The organism is Micromonospora sp. NBC_01740 (genome assembly GCF_035920365.1).
GTDB classification, from domain to species: Bacteria; Actinomycetota; Actinomycetes; order Mycobacteriales; family Micromonosporaceae; genus Micromonospora; species Micromonospora reichwaldensis.
In genome coordinates, this window is the sequence record NZ_CP109150.1 from 1876109 (window position 1) to 1897040 (window position 20932).

The following is a 20932-nucleotide window of genomic DNA, read 5'->3' on the forward strand; positions in this document are numbered from 1 at the left end:
GCCGCTGTACCTCCGGTGCCGGTCGACCGGCGACCCGCGGTGGGCGGGCGACCAGGAATCATGGACACATGACGGAGGCGCGTCCCGAACAGCGCCGGATCACGATCAGCGACCCGCAGGTGATGCGGGCGCTGGCCCATCCGGCCCGAATCGCGATCATGGAACACCTGGGCGTGGTGGAGGGCGGCGCGACCGCCACGGAGTGTGCGGAGGTGGCCGGGCTGTCGCCGAGCGCGACCAGCTACCACCTCCGGGCGCTGGCGAAGTCGGGCCTGGTGGAGCAGGCGCCGAGCCGGGGGGACGCGCGCGAGCGGCTGTGGCGCACGGTCGGCCGGGGCCTGATGGTCGACGCGGGACAGTCCGCCGGCCCGGAGGCGCGCGCGGCCGAGGAGGCGCTGGTGGAGGCGCACGCGGCCCGGGACATGGAGCGGACCCGGGAATGGCTGCGCCGCGCCGGCGACGAGCCCGCCGAGTGGTACGACGTCGCGCTGTTCAGCGACACGCTGCTGCTGCTCACCGCCGACGAGCTGGCGGGGCTGAACGAGGCGGTGAGCGCGTTGTTCGAGCCGTACCGGCAACGGAACCGCCAGGCGGATCCGCCGGCCGGGGCGCGCACGGTGGCGGTGCAGTACCGGGCGGTGCCGCTGGTGTAAGGGGGTTGCTTCGGTCAGTTGTGAAGGATTATTTTCGAAGTATGTCCTTCGCAACTGACGGGTCGCGCTGGTCCGACGTCTGGCTCGCCGCCACCGCGCGCGGCACCTCGATGTGCGGTGACTTCCTCGCCGCCACGGCCCTGGCGCTTGCCCTCCAGTCCGCCGGCGCCAGCGGCATCGCCGTGTCCGGACTGCTGTTGGCGGCCACCCTGCCGCTGGTGGTGCTCGCCCCGCTCACCGGGCGGCTCGCCGACCGGGTGGACAGCCGGAAGCTGCTGGTCGCCGCCGGCCTGGGGCAGGCCGCCGTCTGCGCCCTGCTCGCCTTCGCCACCCACCCGGCCTTGATCATCGGGCTCGTCGCGCTGCTCGCCTGCGGGCTGGCCGTGACCCACCCCTGCCTGGCGGCGCTGCTGCCGGCGATGGTGCGCCCCGCCGACCTGCCCCGGGCGAGCGCGATCAGCCAGACGGCCAGCAGCCTGGGCGCGCTCGGCGGCCCGGTACTCGCCGGGCTGCTGGTCGGGCAGTTCGGCGCGCGCGTACCCCTGCTCATCGACGCCGGGAGCTACCTCGCCCTGGTGGCCGCGGGCCTGCTGCTGCGCACCCGCAGGGGCGGCCGGCGGACCACGGCCGCACCCGCGTCCGGGACGGAACGGACCCCGGCGTGGCGGCTGCGCGGCGACCCGCTGCTGCTGGCCGTCGTCGTCAGCACGGCTGCGGTCATCACCGCCGTCGGCGGCATCAACGTGGTCGAGGTCTTCTTCATCCGCGAGACCCTCGACAGCTCGCCCACGGTGTACGGGCTGGTCGGTGCCGCCTGGATGGCGGGGATGCTGCCCGGCAGTTGGCTCTGCGCCCGGCTGGCCCACCGGCTCACCGACGACGGCGCCCTGGTGTACGGGGTGCTGGCGACGCTCGGCGGCATCTGCCTCATGGTGATGGTTGCCGCCGCCGTGCCCACGGCCGCGCTGCTGGTCCCGCTCTGGCTGGTCGCGGGCGCGGCGAACGGCGGGGAGAACGTCTTCGCCAACCTGCTCACCGCCCGGCGCGTGCCGGAGGCGTCGCGCGGCCGGGCGTACGCCCTCTACGGCGCGGCCGTGCAGGGCGGCTCGATGGGGGGCTACCTGATCGGGGGCGCCCTGCTGGCGCTGCTGTCGCCGCGACCCCTGATCGCGGCGGCCGGCGCGGTCGGCCTGCTGGTCGTGGTGGCGTTCGTGCCCGCCGTCGTCCGGTCCGTCCGACGGGTCCGGGCGGCCGGCGCCGGGTCGACGGCGGCGACCCGGGCGGGCGGTACGGACGGCGTGCCGGGAGAGGCGAGGGACGGCGACCACCCGGCGGATGCGGGGTTGGCCACTCCCACCCCGGCCCACTGAGCCACGCAACGGTGGCGGGGATACGGTCGGGGCATGGCTGAGCACGTCGCACGCCCCCGGGTCGGGCACATCCAGTTCCTGAACTGCCTGCCGATCTACTGGGGGCTGATGCGCTCCGGCGCCCTGATCGACGTCGACCTGCACAAGGACTCCCCGGACCGGCTCAGCGCCGCCCTGGTCGCCGGTGACCTGGACATCGGTCCGATCTCCCAGGTGGAGTACCTGCGGCACGCCGACGAGCTGCTGCTCCTGCCCGACCTGGCGGTCGGCAGCGACGGCCCGGTGCTGTCCGTCAACGTCGTCTCCACCCGCCCGCTGGCCGAGCTCGGCCACGGCAAGGTGGCGCTGGGCTCGACCTCGCGGACCGGGGTGCTGCTGGCCCAGTTGCTGCTCGGCGAGCGGTACGGGGTGAACCCCGAGTACTTCCGCTGCCCGCCCGACCTGACCCAGATGCTGCTGGAGGCCGACGCCGGGGTGCTGATCGGCGACGTGGCGCTACGCGCCCTCTACGAGGCGCCGAAGCGCGGGCTGGAGGTCACCGACCTCGGGCAGGCGTGGCGGGAGTGGACGGGCCTGCCGATGGTCTTCGCCGTCTGGGCGGTACGCCGCGACTTCGCCGCCGCTCACCCCGGCCTGGTCAAGGAGGTGCACGAGGCGTTCCTGCGCTCCCGGGACCTCTGCCTGGCCGAGCTGGACCAGGTGGCCGAGGCGGCCGCGCGCTGGGAGCCGTTCGACGCGGCGACCCTGGCGACGTACTTCCGGGCGCTGGACTTCTCCCTCGGCGAGCGCCAGGTGGCCGGCCTGCGCGAGTTCGCGCGTCGCGCCGCCGCCATCGACGCCGCCCCGCCCCTGCCCGCCTCCGGCCCGGCCTTCTTCACGGGCTGAACCTCTGGCCGGCCCGGGGCGGTGGGCGGGGCTAGGTGGTGGGGCGGAGGAGGGCTTCGGTGATCTTCTGGCAGTTTTTCATGCCGTACTCGTAGCCCTTGCCGATCGGGTAGCGGACCATCACGCCCATCGTCCAGGTGTCGCCGATGGCCAGGCAGTTGATGTGCATCTCCTGCTCCTTGGTCCGGTCGATCCAGCCGTTCTTGATGGCGATGGTCTTGCGTTCGGCGGCCGGGAACGCCTTGCGGATGCCGAAGTCGCCGCCGCCCCTGACCAGACGCATCTCGTTGATCAGCCACTTGGTCCACTTCGGGCCCGCGGCGCGGCCGTCGGCGATGCAGGCGCCCATCCGGGCGGTGTCCCGGGGGGAGAGTTTCGTCCGGCTCCAGCCGCCGTCGCTGGCGACGCTGCTGTCGGTCAGCTCGCACTTGGAGAGCAGCCGCTTGATCGAGGCGGACCCGCCCAGCGCGTTGTAGAACTGCTGGGTCCGGGTGTTGTCGCTGTCCCGGATGATCTTCGTGGCGTCGGCCAGCTTGGCGGCGCTCGGGGTCTGGCCGTTCTCGTCGGCGCGGCGCAGGTGGTCGGCGACGATCCATGCCTTGATCAGCGACGCGGTGGTGCTGGTCTCGTCCATGTTGTCGGAGCCGATGATCTCCCCGGTGCGGCGGTCGAGGACGCTCCAGGAGTACCAGCCCTCGATGTCCAGGTCGAGTTCCTTGGCCTCGAACGGCAGCGGCTCCGGCTCCGGCGTCGGGCTCGGCGACGGCGAGGGTCGGGAGCTGCGGTCGCTGGGGGCGGTCGTGGCGCGGTCGGCCGGGCCGGCGGGGGTGCCCCACTCGGCGGCGGCGCGGGACTCGAACGGCGAGCCCGGCAGCAGCCGCAGCGAGACGAGCACCAGGCAGATGAGGACCACCGCGATGGCGATGAGCCTGCGGGGGGAGGCGTCGGCGGGCTCGTCGGCCCGACGCCGTCGCGTCATCAGAGCTTCCCGGCGGGCTGCTGAGGCACCTTGAGGGCGGCGCCCGGCTGCGGAGTCACGAGCTGGCTGGCGACCGAGGCGCAGACCTGCGCGCCGTAGTTCAGCCCGCTCTTCTGCGGGTAGCGGAGCATCACCGCGAGGCTCCACCTGTCGGTCACCGCGAGGCAGTTCACGTGCCAGTTGCCGTCGTAGTTGAGCGGGGTCCAGCCGTTCTTCATGCTGACCGGGCCCTGGCTGACGATCGACTGGGGGAGGCCGTCGATGATGCCCCAACGGCCGCCGCCGAAGCGGGGATTCTGGTCCTTGGCGGCCGTGCTGCCCCTGACCTTGCTCATCTCGTCCAGCAGGAGCTTCGTCCACTTGGGGCCGGCGGCCGTGCCGTCGGCGATGCAGTCGCCGAGCCGGACGGCGTCACGCGGGGACATCCGCGTGAAGCTCCACCAGCCCACGTAACCGGGCACGTTGCCCGGCTTGGTGTCGGTGAGCTTGCAGGTGCTGACCATCCGCCTGATCGTGCCGGCCCGGCCCGCCGCGCTGTAGAGGGCGTTGGCGGCGTCGTCGTTGCTGTCCCGGATGGCGGTGGTGATCTGCTTCTTCCGCTCGGCCGGCAGCGGCTTGTCGCCGAGCTGGTTGAGGTAGTCCGCCGCGAACCAGGCCTTGATCATCGACTCGGTGGAGCTGGTCGAGGCCAGGTTCTTCGACCCGGAGATCTCGCCGGTCTCCCGGTCCATCAGCGCCCACGAGAAGAACTCGCCCTTGAAGTTCACCGTGACCGGGCCGGCGGCCAGGGTCGGCGGCGGGGGCGGGGTGGGCGCGGGGGCCGCGACGCTTCCGCCGCCGCTCCCGCCGCTCGCGGCGTCGTCGCCGGCGAGTCGGGCGTACGCGGCCGGAACGAGCAGGCCGCCACCGAGGAGGACCGCCACGACGGCGAGCACCAGGGTCACGCGGGATCGCATGAGTGGGTGAGCTCCAGATGTCAGGCCGGGGGGACCGGCTGGTTGTCGGACGGATCGGCGGCTGGCCGAGGGCCGGGGGGATCCGCCCTCCGTGTTTCTCGGGCGATCGTCGGCAGCCGATCGGTGTGACGGGGGAAGTCTACGTGCGGATCGGCGGCGCGCCAGGACCCGACACCTGGCAACTTGCCATGTAGGCGGGATATCGAGCCGCTATGCGGCTGTTGAGAGGATTCACCTTCTCATCGTGACCCAAGTCATAGTTTGCCCGGCTGCCGGAGTCCCCGCCCCGTGCCGAAACAGTCTCCGGAAACCTGTTACACCCTCTGGTGTCCCGAGAGGCGAGCTGTAACACTTGACCTCATGTATGGCAACGACTTCTCCGCCGAGGACGCACCCGGCGGTGGCCTGCTCGGCGAGGTCGAGGCGGCGGAGGCGGCCCTGCGGGAGGCCGCCGCACGTGGCCGCCGGGGCGGCGCCCCCGGCGCGGACGATGACCTCGAGGCGTACTTCGCCGAGGTCATCGACGCCGACCAGAAGATCGAGCCGCGCGACTGGATGCCCGAGGCGTACCGCAAGACGCTGATCCGGCAGATCGCGCAGCACGCGCACTCCGAGATCATCGGCATGCAGCCGGAGGGCAACTGGATCAGCCGCGCCCCCTCGCTCAAGCGCAAGGCGATCCTGCTGGCCAAGGTGCAGGACGAGGCCGGCCACGGCCTCTACCTCTACGCCGCCGCCGAGACCCTCGGGATCAGCCGGGACGAGCTGGTCGAGCTGCTGCTCAACGGCCGGCAGAAGTACAGCTCGATCTTCAACTACCCCACCCTGACCTGGGCCGACGTGGGCGCCATCGGCTGGCTGGTGGACGGCGCCGCCATCGTCAACCAGGTCCCGCTCTGCCGCTGCTCCTACGGGCCGTACGCGCGGGCGATGATCCGGGTCTGCAAGGAGGAGTCGTTCCACCAGCGGCAGGGCTACGAGATCCTGCACACGCTCGCGCACGGCACGCCGGCGCAGAAGGCGATGGCGCAGGACGCCCTCGACCGCTGGTGGTACCCGTCGCTGGCGATGTTCGGCCCGCCGGACACCGACTCCACCCACTCGGCGCAGTCCATGGCCTGGAAGATCAAGCGCTTCTCCAACGACGAGCTGCGCCAGCGCTTCGTGGACATGTGCGTGCAGCAGGCGGAGATCCTCGGCCTGACGATCCCGGATCCCGACCTGCGCTGGAACGAGTCCCGGCAGTCGTACGACTTCACCCAGCCCGACTACGACGAGCTGATGCGGGTGATCAAGGGCAACGGCCCGTGCAACCGGCAGCGGATGGAGCACCGGCGCCGCGCCCACGACGACGGCGCGTGGGTGCGGGAGGCCGCCGCGGCGTACGCCGCCAAGCGGGTGGAGCAGAAGGAGAAGGTAGCGGCGTGAGCGAGCGTAGCGAGCGGACGGACCAGCGCGGCGTGAGCGGTCCTTCGCCCTTGTGGGAGGTCTTCGTGCGGGCGCGGCGCGGGTTGTCGCACACCCACGTCGGCAGCCTGCACGCCCCCGACGCCGAGCTGGCCCTGCGCAACGCGCGGGACCTCTACACCCGCCGCCAGGAGGGCGTCTCCATCTGGGTGGTGCCGGCGGGCGCGATCACCGCGTCCAGCCCCGACGAGAAGGACGCCTTCTTCGACCCGGCGGCCGACAAGGTCTACCGGCATCCCACCTTCTACGACGTGCCGGACGGGGTGGCCCACCTGTGAGCGAGCGAACCGTTCGGCCCAGCACCGGGGCGCGTCGCGCCGCCGCCGAGCGGAGCGAGGTGGCGGCGTGAACGGCCCCTTCGACTTCGCCCTCGCCCTCGGCGACGACGCGCTCGTCGCGGCGCAGCGGCTGGCCGAGTGGACCACCCGCGCGCCGGAGATGGAGGAGGACATCGCGCTGGCCAACATCGCCCTCGACCAGCTCGGCGCGGCCCGGCTCCTGCTGTCGTACGCGGGCGAGGTGGAGAGCGCCGGCCGGGACGAGGACGCGCTGGCGTTCCTCCGCGACGACCGGGAGTTCCGCAACTGCCTGCTCGTGGAGCTGCCCAACGGCGACTTCGCGGTCACCATGGCGAAGCTGCTCTTCCTGGCGGCCTACCAGCTTCCGCTCTACACCGCGCTGGCCGGCTGCGCCGACGAGCGGCTGGCCGCGATCGGGGCCAAGGCCCGCAAGGAGTCGGCCTACCACCTCGACCACGCCTCGACGTGGGTGCGGCGGCTCGGCGACGGCACCGAGGAGTCGCACCGGCGCATGCAGGCGGCGGTCGACCAGGTCTGGCCGTACGTGCACGAGCTGTTCGCCCCCGACCCGGCGGCGCCGGTCGACCCGGCCACCCTGCGGGCCGACTTCGACGCCACCGTCGGCGCCGTGCTGGACGAGGCCACGCTGACCCGGCCGGAGTCCGGCTGGGCGCCGGGCGGCGGGCGGGACGGCGTGCACACCGAGCACCTGTCCTTCCTGCTCGCCGAGATGCAGGTGCTGCACCGCGCCCACCCCGGAGCGCACTGGTGAGCGTGAGGAGTGCAGCGCAGCGGAGCCCCGCAGTCGCGAACGGAAGGCGGCACTGGTGACTCCGCGGGAGGCTGTGGCGGCGGTGGTGGATCCGGAGATCCGGGTGGTCACCATCGACGACCTCGGCATCCTGCGGGCGGTCGACGAGGACCCGGCGACCGGCCGGGTGGTCGTGACCATCACCCCCACCTACACCGGCTGCCCGGCGATGGACGTGATCCGCGCCGACATCCGGCGGGCGCTGGCCGCCGCCGGGCGTCCCGAGGCCGACGTGCGGACCGTCTACAGCCCGGCGTGGAGCACCGACTGGATCTCCGACGCCGGCCGGGCCAAGCTCGCCGCCGCCGGCATCGCCCCGCCGTCGCCCGTACGCGCCGACAACGTGGTGCCGCTGACCCTCGCCGTCCGCTGCCCGCGCTGCGGCTCGCCCGAGACCGAGCAGGTCAGCCGCTTCGGCTCGACCGCGTGCAAGGCGCTCTGGCGCTGCCGTTCCTGCCGTGAACCCTTCGACCACCTGAAGGCGCTGTGACTGTCACCATCACCCGCCCGGTCCGTCGCCGGCCGGTCTTCCACCCGCTGTCCGTCGCCGCCGTCGACCGGCTCACCGACGACGCCGTGGCGGTCACCTTCGCCGTGCCGGCGGAGCTGCGCGAGACGTTCGCGTTCTCCGCCGGCCAGCACCTCACCGTCCGCCGCCCCGGCGCCGCCGGTGAGGACGTGCGGCGGTCGTACTCCATCTGCTCCACGCCCGACGACCTGGCCCGGCACGGCCGGTTGCGGATCGGCGTGCGGGAGATTCCCGGCGGCGCGTTCTCCGCCTTCGCCTGCGGCGCGCTGCGCGGCGGCGACACGATCGAGGTGCTGCCGCCGCTCGGGCACTTCACCACGGCCCTCGCGCCGGACCGGGCCCGCCACTACGGCGCGGTGGTCGCCGGCTCGGGCATCACCCCGGTGCTCGCGCTGGTCGCGACGGCGCTCGCCGTCGAGCCGGCCAGCACGTTCACGCTGGTGTACGGCAACCGCACGGCGAACACGGTGATGTTCGCCGAGGAGTTGGCCGACCTGAAGGACCGGTGGCCCACCCGGCTGCACCTGGTGCACGTGCTCTCCCGGGAACAGGGCGAGTCGGCGCTGCTCTCCGGCCGGATCGACGCCGACCGGCTGGGCCGGCTGCTGGACACCGTCGTGCCCGGTGACACCGTCGACGAGTGGTTCCTCTGTGGCCCGTACGACATGGTGGTGGACGCCCGGGAGGTGCTCGCCGCGCGCGGCGTGCCGGAGTCGGCGGTGCACACGGAGCTGTTCCACGTCGCCGAGGCCCCGGCACCACCGCGACGCCCGGCCGACGAGCCGGGGGGCGGCGCCGAGGTGACCATCCTGCTCGACGGCCGGTCGTCGCGTTTCACGATGCGGCGCGACGAGCGGGTGCTGGACGCGGCGCTGAAGGTGCGCGGCGAGCTGCCCTACGCCTGCAAGGGCGGGGTCTGCTCCACCTGCAAGGCCAAGGTGGTCGACGGCGCGGTCACGATGGCCCGCAACTACGCGCTGGAGCCGGACGAGGTGGCCGCCGGCTACGTCCTCACCTGCCAGTCCAGCCCGACGACCGACCGGCTCACCGTCGACTACGACGCCTGACCGGTCCGCCCGCCGCTCGGCGGGCGCAGCCGGGTCGGCGGGTCGGCGCAGGCACCGCGTCGCACCCGCCGACCCCCTGCGTGCGGTCAGCTCGGGGCCTTGACCTGGCCGTCGTAGGCGATGCTGCGCCACAGGTCGAACTGGCGGTCGTTGCCGACCAGCGGGTTGCCGGCCAGCGCGACGGCGGCGTGCACCTCCTCGTCGTTGCGGAGCTGGCGGAAGTAGCCGGGTCCGACGAGGGCGATGCCGCGGCCGGGTGACTGGATGAGCTTCATGTCGTTCTCCGTGAGGTCGAGGGGTGGGTTGCCGGCGAGCTGGCGGGCCACGTCGGCGCGCATCGAGTCCAGGTCGATGAACGACGGGTCGATCTTGCCGCTGGTGCTGGTCTCCCGGTGGCCCCGGGCGTGGCTGGCGTCGCGGCCGAGCCGCCGCAGCACGGCGGCGGTGGCGAGCACCGAGGCGCTGTACTGGGCGCCGGTCATGGCCTGGTTGACCCCGTTGTAGTCGATCTCCCAGCCGACCATCAGGGTGTTGCCGTCGCCGGCCGGGATGGGGCCGCTGCCGCGGCTGACGCCGGCGTGGTTGGCCCGCCCGCCGGAGATGACGTGGAAGACGCCGTGGTGGTCGACCAGGGCCTGGCAGAGCGGGCCGGGCAGGTCGGAGCGGCCGTTGATGCAGATGTTCAGGGCGGGGTGCGGGTTGCCGGCGCTGGAGGTGGCGGCGGTGTGGTGCCAGAGCACGCCGATCGGATTGAACGAGCTGCCGGAGACCCGGCCGAGCCAGTTGCCGTGCTCCACCACCGTGACGCCGGCGGCGCGGAGCACGTCGGCGAGCCAGGGGATGGTCGCCATCAGGTTGCCATCAGGTCGGCGAGGCGACGTAGGGGAGGACGGGTGGGGGAAGACGTCTTCACGATCATTCACGAATGTTAATGGTTCGATGGGTGCGTCGGGAGGGACTGATCGCGGCGGTCGAGCGGGGCGGTGCGGCGACCGCCCAACATCTATATTCCAGTCCGTCACCGACAGGTGACGCGGCCGACCGTGCGCCCCGGGCAGACCGGCGGGTCGAGCCGGCCGGTGCCGGAGCGCGGGTGGCCGGCCGCCGTGCCCGAGGAACGGAGAGTCGATGGATCAGCAGGTACGACGACGGCGAAGAGCCCTCGTCATCGGTGTCGCCGCCGCGTTGACGGCAGGGGCCGTCGCAGGTGCGCCGGCCCGGGCGGTAAGCGGGGGCAGCCCGGTCACGGACAGCGCGTACGCCTTCGCGGCGAAGGTCACCTTCGGTGAGGTGGGCGCCTGCTCCGGGGCGCTGGTCGCGCCCCAGTGGGTGTTGACGGCCCATTCATGCCTTCCCCCCACCCCGGGCCCGCGCTCGACTGCGAGCGCGCCCGCGTGGCCCACCACGGTCACCGTGGGCCGGCTGGATCTGACCACGAACGACGGCCGGGTGCAGCGTGCCAATCTCGTGGTGTCGCACCCGGATCGGAACCTCGCGCTGCTCCGGCTCACGCTGCCGGTGGTCGGCGTCACCCCGGTCGCGCTCGCCACCGGGGCACCCGTGCCGGGCGAGACGTTGCAGGCGCTCGGCTTCGGTCGTACCGCCACCGAGTGGGTGCCCGACAAGCTGCACGGTGCGCCGGTCACGGTCGGCGCCGTCTCGGCCACCTCGGTCGCGATCAGCAACGGGCAGGGTGGGCCGACCACCTGCAAGGGCGACGCCGGAGGGCCGGCGGTGCGGGTGGTGGACGGGCGTCCCGAACTGGTTGCCGTGCATGCCACCTCCTGGCAGGGCGGCTGTCTCGCCGAGACGGAGACCCGGCGGGACGCCATCGAGACCCGCACGGACGACCTGGCCGGCTGGATCCGCCAGAACACGCCCAACAACTGCAGTGCCGGTGGCGCGAGTCACGGCCCGGCCGACCAGGCGGGTGTGGTGATCCTGGGCGACTGGACCGGCGACTGCCGCACCGACGCGCTTGTCCAGCTCGCCGACGGCAGGCTGCGGGCGTACCCGTCGAGCGGCGACCTCTCGGGCACCGCCCCGCTCTTCCCGTCGCCCTACCGCTACGTGGGGACGAACTGGGGCGGGGCGAACCGGCCGCGGGCGCTCACCGGGGACTTCACCGGGGACGGCCGGACGGACATCATCGCGCAGAGCGGCGACGGCACCCTGACCGCCTGGGAGTCGACCGGCGACCTCTCCGCCGACTACCGGCTCTTCGCCGGGGCGTCCGCGATCGTCGGCACCGCCTTCACCAGCGGCTCGATCCCCCGCCTGATCCCGGGCGACTTCAACGGCGACGGCCGCACCGACCTCCTCGGCCAGCTGCTCAACGGCACGCTACGGGTCTGGACGTCCACGGGCGACCTGTCGGCCGACGCCCAGCTGTTCGCCGGGACGACGAGGGACGTCGGCACGGGTTTCACCACCACGGAGGTGCCGCGCATCCTGACCGGCGACTTCAACGGCGACGGGCGGACCGATCTGATCGCCCAGCACGCCGACGGCACCATGAAGGGCTACCCGTCCAGCGGGAATCTTTCCATGGACATGAGGCTCTTCCCGACGACTCTCGTGGCGAAGGTGGTCGGCACCGGTTGGCGGAGTTCCTCGATTCCTCGGATCCTGCCGGCCGACTTCGACGGTGACGGCACCACCGACCTGGTCGCCCAGCTCGCGGACGGACGGCTGCGGGCGTACCGGTCGTCGGGGGCGATGACCGGCGAGGGGCTGCTGTTCTCCGGGCCCTACCCGTACGTGGGCACGAACTGGGGCACGACGAACCGGCCCCGCATCCTGGTGGGGGACCTCACCGGCGACGGACGCACCGACCTGATCGGCCAGGACTCCGCCGGCGTCATGCTCGGCTTCCAGTCGACCGGAGACCTGAGCGCCGACTTCAAGCTCTACGCCACCAGCACCAGTGCCGTGGGCAGCGGCTGGACGCCCAGCAGCATCCCGCGCGTCTTCTGACCGGAGGGTGCGGCGTCGTCCGTCGTCGGACGGGCGGCGCCGCACCACCGGCGAGGGTGAACACCGTCACACCCGACGCGCCGCCGGGCGGGCTGTTCGGCGGCCATCGACCGGTCCCCTGAGCGGGCGACGTAGGCTCGGGGGGTGAGTGTGAGCCGGGAGATCGACGACATCCTGCAGCGTGGCGCGGACAGCGGGCGGATCACGCCCGAGGAGGCCCTGCTGCTCTACACCGAGGCGCCGTTGCACGCCCTGGGCGAGGCCGCCGACGCGGTGCGCCGACGCCGCTACCCGGACAACGTCGTCACGTACCTGATCGACCGCAACATCAACTACACGAACGTCTGCGTGACGGCGTGCAAGTTCTGCGCGTTCTACCGGGCCCCCAAGCACAAGGAGGGCTGGACCCACCCGACCGAGGAGATCCTGCGCCGCTGCGGCGAGGCGGTCGAGCTGGGCGCCACCCAGGTCATGCTCCAGGGCGGGCACCACCCGGACTACGGCGTGGAGTACTACGAGGAGCTGTTCTCCTCGGTCAAGAAGGCGTACCCGCAGCTGGCGATCCACTCGATCGGCCCCAGCGAGATCCTGCACATGGCCAAGGTCTCCGGCGTCAGCCTCGACGAGGCCATCGCCCGGATCAAGGCGGCCGGGCTGGACTCGATCGCCGGCGCCGGCGCGGAGATGCTGCCCGCCCGCCCGCGCAAGGCCATCGCGCCGCTGAAGGAGTCGGGCGAGCGCTGGCTGGAGGTCATGGAGCTGGCGCACCGGCAGGGCGTCGAGTCGACCGCCACCATGATGATGGGCACCGGCGAGACCGCCGCCGAGCGGATCGAGCACCTGCGGATGATCCGCGACGTGCAGGACCGCACGAAGGGCTTCCGGGCGTTCATCCCCTGGACGTACCAGCCGGAGAACAACCACCTCAAGGGCCGGACCCAGGCCACCACCCTGGAGTACCTGCGGCTGGTCGCGGTGGCCCGGCTCTTCTTCGAGACGGTGCCGCACCTCCAGGCGTCCTGGCTGACCACCGGCAAGGACGTCGGGCAGCTCGCCCTGCACATGGGCGTGGACGACCTCGGCTCGATCATGCTGGAGGAGAACGTCATCTCCTCGGCCGGCGCGCGGCACCGCTCCAACCTGCACGAGCTGATCGGCATGATCCGCTCGGCGGACCGGATCCCCGCCCAGCGCGACACCCTCTACAACCGGCTGGCCGTGCACCGCACCCCGGCCGACGACCCGACCGACGAGCGGGTCGTCTCGCACTTCTCCTCGATCGCCATGCCGGGCGGTGGCGCCGGGAAGTCCCTGCCGCTGGTCGACGCCCGCTGAGCGGGGCGTCCGCAGGCACCCGCACCACCGACACCCCACCGCCGTCCGGCGGTGGGGTGTCGTCGTACGTGGACCACTGCGTGGATCATGGGAATACGGAAAGTGACGGTAAATGAGTCGCTCGGCTGTCCGATCGGGTGAATTCCCGTCGGCCGTTGATCTCAATTAGATTGCCGTTCGGAGTCGGTGTCGGGGTGGCCGGGGCAGCAAGACATATCAATCCGGGCATTCCTTAAGTGATTCTTAGCCAGGCTGTTCAACGCGCCCGTCCTGCGGGGTGGCGGGCGTGATCGCTTACCGCTAACGTCCCCGGCCGTACCTTTCCTTCACCCCAACGGGGGGAACTCTTCCATGATCTTCCGTAACCGTTCGCTGGCGCGTATCGGCGCCGGCGCGCTGCTCGCCTCCGGCGCGTTGACCGTCCTCGGTAGCCCGGCTCACGCCTCGGGCACGGAGACGGACCTCGCGATCGAGGTGGCCGGCACGCGGGTCGCCGCCAACGCGCAGGGCAAGTTCGCCTACGCCAAGGTGACCAACACCGGCAAGAACACCCCGAGCGAACTGTCGGTGCGGGTGGACGTGTCCAAGGTCGACTTCGACAAGGTCGCCGCCGTGCCGGCCGTCGAGGACGGCTGCGACATCGAGCTCGTCGGGGAGAAGCCGACCGCGTTCATCTGCCACGCGACGGAGAAGGGCCTGCCGGGCCCGGGTGAGACCACCGACCTGCCGATCGTCCTGTTCAAGTTCGAGGCCGAGGGCACCTACAAGGCCCCGCTCTCCTTCAAGCTCATCTCGAAGGACGACACCAACGCGGCGAACAACACCAAGACCGCCACGTTGGACTTCTCCGACGCCAGCGGGCCGGACCTCTCGGTCGTCGCCGAGGACGTCAAGCAGGCCGTGAAGATCGTCGACGGCAACCCGGTCTACTCCGGCGACCTGCACGCGGGCGGCCGCTCGGCGCTGACGTACTTCATCACCAACCAGGGTGACAAGGCCGCCGCCGGTCTGAAGATCAGCGTCAAGCTGCCCAAGGGCGTCACCCCGACCGAGGTGGAGCCGGGCTGCGAGTACGCGGCCGACAAGTCCACCTTCACCTGCACCTACGCCAACTTCGGCCTGATCCCGCAGGACGAGGACACCAACCCCGAGGACAAGCTCTACTCGGCCTACGGCTTCTACCACGTGTTCGACGTGGCGACGGACGTGAAGCCGGGTGCCCTCAAGGGTGGTCTGGTCAGCGTCGAGCCGGTCGGGTCCGCGCCCAGCCGGATGCGGGCGGCTGCGGTCACCCTGCCGGAGAACGTCACCGGCCTGCGGGCGACCGACGTGGACGCCACCGACAACTCCGACGCGTACGCCGTGATCGTCGCGGCCAAGGGCGGCGCGGGCGGCGGCGGTGACGACGACGGCGGCCTGCCGGTCACCGGCGCGCAGACCACGCTGATCGGCGGCATCGGCGGCGCGGTGCTGATCGCGGGCGCGGCCATGTTCATGGTGGCGCGGCGGCGCCGGGTCGTCCTGGTGACCCCGGGCGACGAGAAGCCGACGGCCTGACGGTCGTCCTCCATCGACCCGCGAGGGTCGTTCACATAACGCACGGCAGCGGGGGCGGGATGGGTGACCATCCCGCCCCCGCTGTGCGTCGGGCCGTCCCGTCCGACCGGATCGGCCGGACGGATGAAACACGATCTCCCTGCTGGCGTGCCGCTTCGACCTTCGATAGCGTCCGCCCGGGTTCCGCAACCATCCGTTTCTTCCCTAACCCCCCGGGGGACCGATGACCCTGTTCCATCGCTCGGCCCTGGCCCGCGCCGGTGCCGTGGCACTCCTCGCGGCGGGTGGCCTGACCACCGTCGCCGTTCCCGCCCAGGCCGCCGACGGGCCGGACCTCGCCCTGATCCCGATCAGCACTCAGCTCGCGAAGGGTGTCGACGCGGCCCGGAGCAAGCCGTTCAAGTTCACCGTCACCAACGCCGGCACGGCCACGGCGGAGGACGTCTCGTTGCGGGTCAACACCCAGCAGCTCAAGGAGAAGCGCGTCGGCTTCCTGGTGCCCGAGGGTTGCCGCGCCATCGAGAGCCACCTCTACCAGTGCTCCCTCGGCGACCTGCCCGCCGGCACCAGCAAGGACTTCGGCGTCCCGCTGTTCAGCACGGGCGGCCGGGGCGACGGCGGCAAGTTGGTCGTCCACGTCGTCACCGCGACGCCCGGGGGCAAGGTTCGCGACAAGGTCGTCGTGCCGGTGACCGTGACGAAGCCCGGCTACGACCTCACCGCCTGGGCGCAGGACGTCCAGGCAGGCGTCGTGGTCAACGGCGCGGTGGCCGACGAGCCGGACCTCAGGCCGGTGCGCCGGGGCGAGACCGTCCCGCTGGACTGGGCGGTCTACAACGACGGCAGCCGGCCCGCGACCGGCGTCTTCTACGGCATCACCCTCCCGGCGGGTGTGAGCTTCGTGACGGTGCCGCAGGGCTGCGTCACGCAGGTGTACCTCGGCAAGGAGCAGGCGTTCTGCGAGGACGCCGGCGCGACCATCCGCCGGGGGCAGTACTACACCGCCGACGTGACGGTGAAGGTCGGCGACGACGTGACCGAGCCGGTGCTGCGGGAGGGCGACCTCTTCGCGTACGGGCTGGACGTCGCCGAGGGCGAGCCGGAGGAGGAGCCGCGGATCGCCGGCCAGGCGCAGCGGAAGGCCTTCTCCGAGGCCGACATGGGGGACAACCACACGTTCTTCGAGGCCTTCGTCGACCTGTCGGCGCAGCCGACCCCGACCCCGACCGGTGAGCCGACGCCGACCCCGACGGCGACCCCGACCGGCGTACCCACGGCGGCCCCGACCACCACCCCCGGTGGCGGTGGCGGCGGCGACGGCGGGCTGCCGGTGACCGGCGTGCAGGCCGGGCTGATCGGAGGCATCGGCGCGGCCGTGCTGCTGGCCGGCGGCGCGCTGCTGCTGCTCTCCCGGCGGCGCAGGGTCGTCCTGGTGGCGCCCGGCGACGAGAAGTCGACCGACTGACGTACGACGACGCGGGGGCGGGGTGGGCGACCATCCCGCCCCCGCGGCGTGTCCGGGGTGGTGGGGCGGCCGACCCACCGGCCGCCCGCGTGGGCCGGACTGGCAGAGTGGAGGGGTGAGCCGTACCCCGCAGGGCCAGCGCGCCAACCTGGACAAGCAGCCGCACGAGGTCGCCGCGATGTTCGACGGCGTGGCGGCTCGCTACGACCTGACCAACACCGTCCTCTCCTTCGGGCAGGACCGGTTCTGGCGCCGGGCCACCCGGGCCGCGCTCGACCTGCGGCCTGGTGAGCGGGTGCTCGACGTGGGCGCCGGCACCGGCGTGTCCACCGAGGAACTGGCCCAGTCGGGCGCGTACGCGGTGGGCGCCGACCTGTCCCTCGGCATGCTGCGCGTCGGCAAGCGCACCCGTCCCCAGGTGCCGCTGCTGGCCGGGGACGCGTTGAAGCTGCCCTTCGCCGACGCCAGCTTCGACGCGGTGACCATCTCGTTCGCGCTGCGCAACGTGAACGACACCGACGCCGCCCTGCGGGAGTTGGCCCGGGTCACCAGGCCGGGCGGCCGGCTGGTGGTGTGCGAGTTCAGCACCCCGGTGAACCCGGCGTTCCGCACGGTCTACCTGTCGTACCTGATGCGTTCGCTGCCGAGCGTGGCCCGCACCGTCTCCAGCAACCCCGACGCGTACGTCTACCTGGCGGAGTCGATCCGGGCGTGGCCCGACCAGCCGGCCCTGGCCGCGCGGATCGGCGCGGCGGGCTGGGGCAGGGTGGCCTGGCGCAACCTGACCGGCGGGATCGCGGCGTTGCACCGCGCGGTGCGCGTCTAGACCTGTTCGGCGCCCTTTCCCTGAATATCCGTTTTTGCTCCACTTTGTTCCGTAAGCTCGCCCCCATGACGGGACGACACCAGGCGGTCGGCGCGGAGGCCACCGACGACGACGCGACCGAGCTCATCGCCCAGCTCAAGGAGCTGGCCGGCGCGGATCCCGCCGACGTCCGTCAGGTCGTGGCCGAGGTGCTGGCCGCCCTGGACCGCGCCGCCGGCGGCGCGCTGCGCGAGCACCTGCCGGAGACGATCCGGCACGACGCCGGCCTGGATCCGGCCGCCTCCGCCCGGCACTGAGGCCCGCCCCGGCGCCCCGCCTCCGACCTCGGCCGACGTGTCTCCGGCAAGTTAGGTACCCCTGGTCCGGCGTGGTCATGACGTCGGTCATAGACTCCCACCGTCTGGCTTGTGAAGCATTTCACGAGCATGCGGGAGGAGGCGCGGGATGGCCGCGGTGGAGCATGACGCCGACGTGATCGTCGTGGGCGCCGGTCCCGGTGGGTCGGCTACCGCATACCACCTGGCTCGGCACGGCGTACGGGTGCTGCTGCTGGAGAAGACCGAGTTCCCCCGGGAGAAGGTCTGCGGCGACGGGCTGACCCCGCGCGCGGTGCGGCAGCTCATCCGGATGGGCGTGGACACCTCGCCCGAGGCGGGCTGGCTGCACAACCGGGGCCTGCGGGTCATCGGCGGCGGCGTCCGGCTGGAGCTGGACTGGCCCGACCTGGCGAGCTTCCCCAACTACGGCCTGGTGCGCACCCGGCTCGACTTCGACGACCTGCTCGCCCGGCGCGCCGTCGAGGCCGGCGCCGAGCTGCGTACCGGCGTGAACGTCACCGGCCCGGTGCTGGGCCCGGACGGCCGGGTCACCGGCGTCGAGGCGGAGGTCGGCCCGGGCAAGGAGCCCGCCACCTTCCACGCGCCGCTGGTCGTCGCGGCCGACGGGGTCTCCGGCCGCTTCCCGCTCGCCCTCGGGCTGGCCAAGCGCGAGGACCGGCCGATCGGCGTCGCCGTCCGGCGCTACTACCGCTCGCCCGCCAAGCACGACGACAACTACCTGGAGTCCTGGCTCGAGCTGCGCAGCAAGGACAGCGGCGACAACCTGCTGCCCGGGTACGGCTGGATCTTCGGGCTAGGCGACGGCCGGGTCAACGTCGGCCTCGGGGTGCTCAACTCCTCGTCCGCGTTCGGCAAGACCAACTACCGCCGGCTGCTCACCGACTGGCTGGCCAACACGCCCGCCGACTGGGGCATGACCGACGAGGCGAACGCGGAGGGGCCGATCCTCGGCGCCGCGCTCCCCATGGGCTTCAACCGGGTGCCGCACTACACCCGGGGCGTGATGCTGGTCGGCGACTCCGGCGGCATGGTCAACCCGTTCAACGGCGAGGGCATCGCGTACGCGATGGAGTCCGGCGAGCTGGCCGCGGAGGTCGCCGTGCAGGCGCTCGCGCGCCCGGCCGGCGCGGACCGGGAGCGTGCGCTGACGGCGTACTCGACGGAGCTGAAGCTCCGCTTCGGCGGCTACTACCGGCTCGGCGGCATCTTCGTGAAGCTCATCGGCCGCCCCGAGATCATGCGGATGGCCACGAAGCACGGGATGCCGCACCCGATGCTGATGCGCTTCGTGCTCAAGCTGCTGGCCAACCTGACCGACCCCCGCGACGGGGACGCGATGGACCGCGTCATCAACACGATGACGAGAGTGGCGCCCGCCGTGTAGCCCGAGGAACGAGCCTGCGAGCGCCCGCGGTCGCGACGAAGGCAGCCCCGTGTGACGGCCCCGTCCACGGTCTGCGATGACCGCAGGTGCGGACAGGGGAGATCGACCCCCGCCGACGACCGTCGCGAGGGACGTGAATAGTGTGATTTTTGACAAGGACCAGGGGCAGGGAAGGACGAGCAGGAGAAAACGATGTCGCTCTCGCCTTATGCACCGATCATCGGGCTGTTCGCCCTCGCCGCGGGGTTCGCGCTGTTCTCCGTGGCCGCTGCCCGCTTCGCCGGTCCCCGGCGCTACAACAAGGCCAAGCTCGAGGCGTACGAGTGCGGCATCGAGCCCAGCCCGCAGCCGGTCGGCGGCGGCCGGTTCCCGATCAAGTTCTACCTGACGGCGATGCTCTTCATCGTCTTCGACATCGAGATCATCTTCCTCTACCCCTGGGCGGTCTCGTTCGACGCCCTGCCGATCTTCGGCTTCGTGGAGATGGTCCTGTTCATCGTCGCTGTCTTCGTCGCCTACGCCTACGTCTGGCGGCGTGGCGGCCTGGACTGGGACTGAGGGAGGAACCTCAGATGGGTATCGAGGAGAAGCTTCCCGCCGGTGTCCTGCTCACCTCGGTGGAGAAGCTGGTCAACTGGTCGCGGAAGACGTCGGTCTGGGGGGCCACCTTCGGTCTGGCCTGCTGCGCGATCGAGATGATGGCCGCCGGTGGTCCGCACTACGACATGGGCCGCTGGGGCATGGAGGTCTTCCGGGCCTCGCCCCGGCAGGCCGACCTGATGATCGTGGCCGGCCGGGTGAGCCAGAAGATGGCCCCCGTGCTGCGCCAGATCTACGACCAGATGGCGGAGCCCCGCTGGGTCATCTCGATGGGCGTCTGCGCCAGCAGCGGCGGCATGTTCAACAACTACGCCATCGTGCAGGGCGTCGACCACATCGTCCCGGTCGACATGTACCTGCCCGGTTGCCCGCCCCGGCCCGAGATGCTCATCGACGCGGTCCTCAAGCTGCGCGAGAAGATCGGGCACGAGCCGCTCGGCCCGAACGGCCGCAAGATGCTCGAGGCGCGCAAGGCCCGCGGCGACGTCCCGGTCGTCCCCTACGGCTCGATGCCGTCGTCGTACCGCAGCGACAAGGCCCGGCGGGCCGAGTGGACCAAGGCGGTCCGTGAGGGTCGCGAGGAGCAGCTGCGGATCGAGAACTGGATGAAGGCCCAGAACCACCTGCAGCACGGGGGTGTCCAGAAGTGACCGCGCCTCAGGACAGGCAAGACGACGGCGGCGTGCCGGTGCCGGTCACGCCGGCCGGTGCCAGCAGCACCGCACCCGCCGAGTACCCCCCGGCCAGCCCGGCCGGCCGGGGCATGTTCGGCAACCAGGGCTCCGGCGACGTGTCCGGCTTCGGCGGCCTCGTCCGCCAGCGCCGGACCATCGAGGATGCGCCCCGGCCGTACGGGGGCTACTTCGACGAGGTCCGCGACGCGCTGGAGGAGGCGTACCCGGACTTCGCCGACGCCGTCGAGAAGGTCGTGGTCGACCGGGGCGAGCTGACCCTGCACATCCGCCCCGAGCGGATCGCCGAGGTCTGCCAGGTGATGCGCGACGACATGGCGCTCCGCTTCGAGCTCTGCTCCTCGGTCTCCGGGGTCGACTACCTCGGCGCCGACGCCCGCCGCCTGCACGTCGTCTACCAGCTCACCTCGATGACCTACCGCCGCACGGTGCGGCTGGAGGCCGCGGTCTCCGCCGAGGACCCGCACCTGCCGAGCGTCACGTCGATCTACCCGACGGCGGACTGGCAGGAGCGCGAGGCGTACGACATGTTCGGCATCGTCTTCGACGGTCACCCCAACCTGACCCGGATCCTCATGCCGGACGACTGGGAGGGGCACCCGCAGCGCAAGGACTACCCGCTCGGCGGCGTACCCGTCGAGTACAAGGGCGCTGAGATCCCGCCGCCGGACCGGAGGAGGTCCTACCAGTGAGCGCGAGGAGTGAGCTTGCGAGCCCCGCAGTCGTGAACGGAGGGCCGGCAC

21 protein-coding genes are annotated in these 20932 nt (G+C 72.1%); 18 read left to right on the forward strand and 3 right to left on the reverse strand.

The annotated features are described in order from the left end of the window. Nucleotides 1-68 precede the first annotated feature (68 nt). Genes OG989_RS09050 through OG989_RS09060 form a run of 3 tightly spaced genes read left to right on the forward strand, consistent with a single transcriptional unit; the run spans nucleotide 69 to nucleotide 2908 of the window. Nucleotides 69-653: a helix-turn-helix domain-containing protein gene (locus tag OG989_RS09050; protein ID WP_327030262.1), complete on the forward strand. Its 585-nt coding sequence runs from the start codon at nucleotides 69-71 to the stop codon at nucleotides 651-653. Between the two features lie 41 nt (nucleotides 654-694). After that, nucleotides 695-2023 (forward strand): MFS transporter, encoded by a 1329-nt coding sequence (locus tag OG989_RS09055; RefSeq protein WP_327030263.1) that lies wholly within the window; start codon nucleotides 695-697, stop codon nucleotides 2021-2023. Nucleotides 2024-2056: 33 nt separating this feature from the next. Continuing rightward, a complete protein-coding gene (locus OG989_RS09060; protein ID WP_132232150.1) occupies nucleotides 2057-2908 on the forward strand; it encodes a menaquinone biosynthetic enzyme MqnA/MqnD family protein in 852 nt (283 codons plus the stop codon). Between the two features lie 31 nt (nucleotides 2909-2939). On the opposite strand, the gene OG989_RS09065 is transcribed toward OG989_RS09060, so the two are convergent. Both OG989_RS09065 and OG989_RS09070 read right to left on the reverse strand, forming a co-directional pair. Continuing rightward, on the reverse strand, nucleotides 2940-3887 hold the full coding sequence (locus OG989_RS09065) for a hypothetical protein (RefSeq protein ID WP_327030264.1): 948 nt from the start codon (nucleotides 3885-3887) through the stop codon (nucleotides 2940-2942). Beyond that, nucleotides 3887-4843, reverse strand: coding sequence for a hypothetical protein (locus tag OG989_RS09070; protein ID WP_327030265.1), 957 nt, complete (start codon nucleotides 4841-4843; stop codon nucleotides 3887-3889). The genes OG989_RS09065 and OG989_RS09070 overlap by 1 nt, the downstream gene beginning before the upstream one ends. Nucleotides 4844-5203: 360 nt before the next feature. On the opposite strand from OG989_RS09070, the gene paaA reads away from it, so the two are divergent. The 5 genes from paaA to paaE all read left to right on the forward strand — a co-directional run bounded on the left by paaA (nucleotide 5204) and on the right by paaE (nucleotide 9016). Then, nucleotides 5204-6271 carry a 1,2-phenylacetyl-CoA epoxidase subunit PaaA gene (gene paaA, locus OG989_RS09075; RefSeq protein ID WP_327030266.1) on the forward strand — a complete coding sequence of 356 codons (1068 nt, stop codon included), beginning with the start codon at nucleotides 5204-5206 and terminating at the stop codon, nucleotides 6269-6271. Beyond that, entirely contained in the window at nucleotides 6268-6588 is a 321-nt protein-coding gene (gene paaB / locus OG989_RS09080; RefSeq protein ID WP_121397098.1) for a 1,2-phenylacetyl-CoA epoxidase subunit PaaB, read from the forward strand. The genes paaA and paaB overlap by 4 nt, the downstream gene beginning before the upstream one ends. A gap of 67 nt (nucleotides 6589-6655) precedes the next feature. Next, a complete protein-coding gene (gene paaC, locus OG989_RS09085) occupies nucleotides 6656-7381 on the forward strand; it encodes a 1,2-phenylacetyl-CoA epoxidase subunit PaaC (protein ID WP_151456470.1) in 726 nt (241 codons plus the stop codon). 52 nt (nucleotides 7382-7433) lie between these two features. Beyond that, nucleotides 7434-7910 (forward strand): 1,2-phenylacetyl-CoA epoxidase subunit PaaD, encoded by a 477-nt coding sequence (gene paaD / locus OG989_RS09090; RefSeq protein WP_151456469.1) that lies wholly within the window; start codon nucleotides 7434-7436, stop codon nucleotides 7908-7910. Further along, nucleotides 7907-9016, forward strand: a complete 1110-nt coding sequence (paaE, locus tag OG989_RS09095; protein WP_151456468.1) for a 1,2-phenylacetyl-CoA epoxidase subunit PaaE — start codon at nucleotides 7907-7909, stop codon at nucleotides 9014-9016. Before paaD ends, paaE begins: the two co-directional genes overlap by 4 nt. A gap of 86 nt (nucleotides 9017-9102) precedes the next feature. Here paaE and OG989_RS09100 read toward each other — a convergent pair whose 3' ends face one another. Further along, entirely contained in the window at nucleotides 9103-9867 is a 765-nt protein-coding gene (locus OG989_RS09100; protein WP_327030267.1) for a peptidoglycan recognition protein family protein, read from the reverse strand. A 277-nt stretch (nucleotides 9868-10144) separates the two neighbouring features. Between OG989_RS09100 and OG989_RS09105 the strand changes: the two genes are divergently transcribed. The 10 genes from OG989_RS09105 to OG989_RS09150 all read left to right on the forward strand — a co-directional run bounded on the left by OG989_RS09105 (nucleotide 10145) and on the right by OG989_RS09150 (nucleotide 20881). Then, the gene (locus OG989_RS09105) at nucleotides 10145-11992 is read left to right on the forward strand and encodes an FG-GAP-like repeat-containing protein (RefSeq protein ID WP_327030268.1); all 1848 of its coding nucleotides are present in this window, start codon (nucleotides 10145-10147) and stop codon (nucleotides 11990-11992) included. A 144-nt stretch (nucleotides 11993-12136) separates the two neighbouring features. Next, nucleotides 12137-13327, forward strand: a complete 1191-nt coding sequence (gene mqnC / locus OG989_RS09110) for a cyclic dehypoxanthinyl futalosine synthase (protein ID WP_327030269.1) — start codon at nucleotides 12137-12139, stop codon at nucleotides 13325-13327. A 351-nt stretch (nucleotides 13328-13678) separates the two neighbouring features. Beyond that, a complete protein-coding gene (locus tag OG989_RS09115; RefSeq protein WP_327030270.1) occupies nucleotides 13679-14884 on the forward strand; it encodes an LPXTG cell wall anchor domain-containing protein in 1206 nt (401 codons plus the stop codon). Between the two features lie 223 nt (nucleotides 14885-15107). Further along, nucleotides 15108-16349 (forward strand): cell wall anchor protein, encoded by a 1242-nt coding sequence (locus OG989_RS09120; protein ID WP_327030271.1) that lies wholly within the window; start codon nucleotides 15108-15110, stop codon nucleotides 16347-16349. 115 nt (nucleotides 16350-16464) lie between these two features. Continuing rightward, nucleotides 16465-17175: a demethylmenaquinone methyltransferase gene (locus OG989_RS09125; protein ID WP_151454888.1), complete on the forward strand. Its 711-nt coding sequence runs from the start codon at nucleotides 16465-16467 to the stop codon at nucleotides 17173-17175. Nucleotides 17176-17240: 65 nt separating this feature from the next. Then, a complete protein-coding gene (locus OG989_RS09130) occupies nucleotides 17241-17471 on the forward strand; it encodes a hypothetical protein (protein WP_121397089.1) in 231 nt (76 codons plus the stop codon). A gap of 148 nt (nucleotides 17472-17619) precedes the next feature. Beyond that, nucleotides 17620-18897 carry a geranylgeranyl reductase family protein gene (locus OG989_RS09135; RefSeq protein ID WP_132232124.1) on the forward strand — a complete coding sequence of 426 codons (1278 nt, stop codon included), beginning with the start codon at nucleotides 17620-17622 and terminating at the stop codon, nucleotides 18895-18897. A gap of 192 nt (nucleotides 18898-19089) precedes the next feature. Beyond that, entirely contained in the window at nucleotides 19090-19455 is a 366-nt protein-coding gene (locus tag OG989_RS09140; protein ID WP_111134310.1) for an NADH-quinone oxidoreductase subunit A, read from the forward strand. Nucleotides 19456-19469: 14 nt separating this feature from the next. Continuing rightward, on the forward strand, nucleotides 19470-20147 hold the full coding sequence (locus OG989_RS09145) for a NuoB/complex I 20 kDa subunit family protein (protein WP_132232122.1): 678 nt from the start codon (nucleotides 19470-19472) through the stop codon (nucleotides 20145-20147). Continuing rightward, complete coding sequence (locus tag OG989_RS09150) at nucleotides 20144-20881, forward strand: NADH-quinone oxidoreductase subunit C (protein ID WP_151454889.1); 738 nt, start codon at nucleotides 20144-20146, stop codon at nucleotides 20879-20881. The genes OG989_RS09145 and OG989_RS09150 overlap by 4 nt, the downstream gene beginning before the upstream one ends. Nucleotides 20882-20932: the final 51 nt, after the last annotated feature.

Excerpts from the sequence above, each read along its gene's own strand:
- OG989_RS09145 (WP_132232122.1), top strand. The coding sequence starts at position 19,470 with ATGGGTATCGAGGAGAAGCTTCCCGCCGGTGTCCTGCTCACCTCGGTG.
- OG989_RS09100 (WP_327030267.1), bottom strand. The coding sequence starts at position 9,867 with ATGGCGACCATCCCCTGGCTCGCCGACGTGCTCCGCGCCGCCGGCGTC.
- paaA (WP_327030266.1), top strand. The coding sequence starts at position 5,204 with ATGTATGGCAACGACTTCTCCGCCGAGGACGCACCCGGCGGTGGCCTG.
- OG989_RS09140 (WP_111134310.1), top strand. The coding sequence starts at position 19,090 with ATGTCGCTCTCGCCTTATGCACCGATCATCGGGCTGTTCGCCCTCGCC.
- OG989_RS09130 (WP_121397089.1), top strand. The coding sequence starts at position 17,241 with ATGACGGGACGACACCAGGCGGTCGGCGCGGAGGCCACCGACGACGAC.
- OG989_RS09115 (WP_327030270.1), top strand. The coding sequence starts at position 13,679 with ATGATCTTCCGTAACCGTTCGCTGGCGCGTATCGGCGCCGGCGCGCTG.
- OG989_RS09120 (WP_327030271.1), top strand. The coding sequence starts at position 15,108 with ATGACCCTGTTCCATCGCTCGGCCCTGGCCCGCGCCGGTGCCGTGGCA.
- OG989_RS09055 (WP_327030263.1), top strand. The coding sequence starts at position 695 with ATGTCCTTCGCAACTGACGGGTCGCGCTGGTCCGACGTCTGGCTCGCC.
- OG989_RS09065 (WP_327030264.1), bottom strand. The coding sequence starts at position 3,887 with ATGACGCGACGGCGTCGGGCCGACGAGCCCGCCGACGCCTCCCCCCGC.
- OG989_RS09070 (WP_327030265.1), bottom strand. The coding sequence starts at position 4,843 with ATGCGATCCCGCGTGACCCTGGTGCTCGCCGTCGTGGCGGTCCTCCTC.
- OG989_RS09105 (WP_327030268.1), top strand. The coding sequence starts at position 10,145 with ATGGATCAGCAGGTACGACGACGGCGAAGAGCCCTCGTCATCGGTGTC.
- OG989_RS09050 (WP_327030262.1), top strand. The coding sequence starts at position 69 with ATGACGGAGGCGCGTCCCGAACAGCGCCGGATCACGATCAGCGACCCG.
- OG989_RS09135 (WP_132232124.1), top strand. The coding sequence starts at position 17,620 with ATGGCCGCGGTGGAGCATGACGCCGACGTGATCGTCGTGGGCGCCGGT.
- OG989_RS09060 (WP_132232150.1), top strand. The coding sequence starts at position 2,057 with ATGGCTGAGCACGTCGCACGCCCCCGGGTCGGGCACATCCAGTTCCTG.